This is a genomic window from Rhodococcus sp. HM1 (assembly GCF_023218075.1).
Classification (GTDB): Bacteria; Actinomycetota; Actinomycetes; order Mycobacteriales; family Mycobacteriaceae; genus Rhodococcus.
This window is the reverse complement of record NZ_JALPTB010000182.1, coordinates 1-1045: the sequence shown is the minus strand read 5'-3', so window position 1 is coordinate 1045 and position 1045 is coordinate 1. Positions and strand designations below refer to the sequence as shown.

Here is a 1045-nt window from a genome sequence, read left to right as displayed (position 1 = left end):
CACCACAGAGCGGGGAATTCCGGGTAGCTGACACCGAACATGCTTTCAGAGCATGTTCGGACGCCTATCATTCGAGGTCAGGGGCAGGAAATGGCGGGTTCTGTACACACATTCTGGCCATTAACCCGCATTCAGATGCCGAGCGCCGAACGGCCTCGCACGATCGCTCGTGCGAGGCCGTCCCGGCTTCGGTGGATCGAGCTTCGGTGGATCAGCGCGTGCCGTACAGGCGGTTGATTCCCGCGATCATCGCCCGCAGCGTCGACTCCGCGGCCGTGCCGCCCAGTCCCATCACCCAGCAGCTGCGCTCGTCGTCGGACTCGCACAGCAGGAACGTCGCGTGGGTGTCCCCCATGTCCTGGCGGTGGAACGAACGGATTTCGAGGCGGAAACCGAGCTCGTGGATCATGCCGGTCATCGCGGACACCGGGCCGGTCGCGACGGAGGCGGTGCTGCGCTCCGTCCCGTCGAGCTCGAAGGTCGCCTCGTACGCGCACAGTCCCCCGGTCAACACAGTGGTGTTCCAGGCGCGAAGTTCCAGCGGCCCGCCCTGCGGGGCGTAGTTCGCCGCGAATTCGGTCCAGGACATGCCGGCGGCTTCGGCGCGGAGCGCGAGCGGCAGGGCACGGCCGTAGCGGGCGGCGAACGGGTCGAGCGAGGTGAGTCGATCCGTCTCGGTGCAGGAGGCGAAGGGACGCGCAGCGGCGATACGACGATCGGAAGCGAAGGAGGTGAAGGCGTTCATCGGAGGAGGTCTTCCACGAGAAGGGAGGACCGACAGGTAGCTCAACGACCCGCAGCGAGGGGTCGGTCCGAATCAGACCCCGCTACGGCGGTGAACTACGAGTACGCGCTTCATGACAAGCCACAGTAAAGGGCGAAAGTCCGAAAGGCAACCTTTGCACCGTCGATACGTGATCGAAACGTGACCGCGGAAAGTGGAACCTGAGGAACCCCTCATGTATCGTCAGTGGTGCCATCCCCCCCGATGGTAGATGAACCCCAGCCATGACCCCCCATCCAAGGCTGGGGTTCAGCCATATCC

At 64.6% G+C, this 1045-nt stretch carries 1 protein-coding gene; it reads right to left on the bottom strand.

All coding sequences use genetic code 11. The features are described from left to right. Positions 1-211: 211 nt before the first annotated feature. Positions 212-745 carry a 2-isopropylmalate synthase gene (locus M1M07_RS32305; protein ID WP_231610642.1) on the bottom strand — a complete coding sequence of 178 codons (534 nt, stop codon included), beginning with the start codon at positions 743-745 and terminating at the stop codon, positions 212-214. Positions 746-1045: the final 300 nt, after the last annotated feature.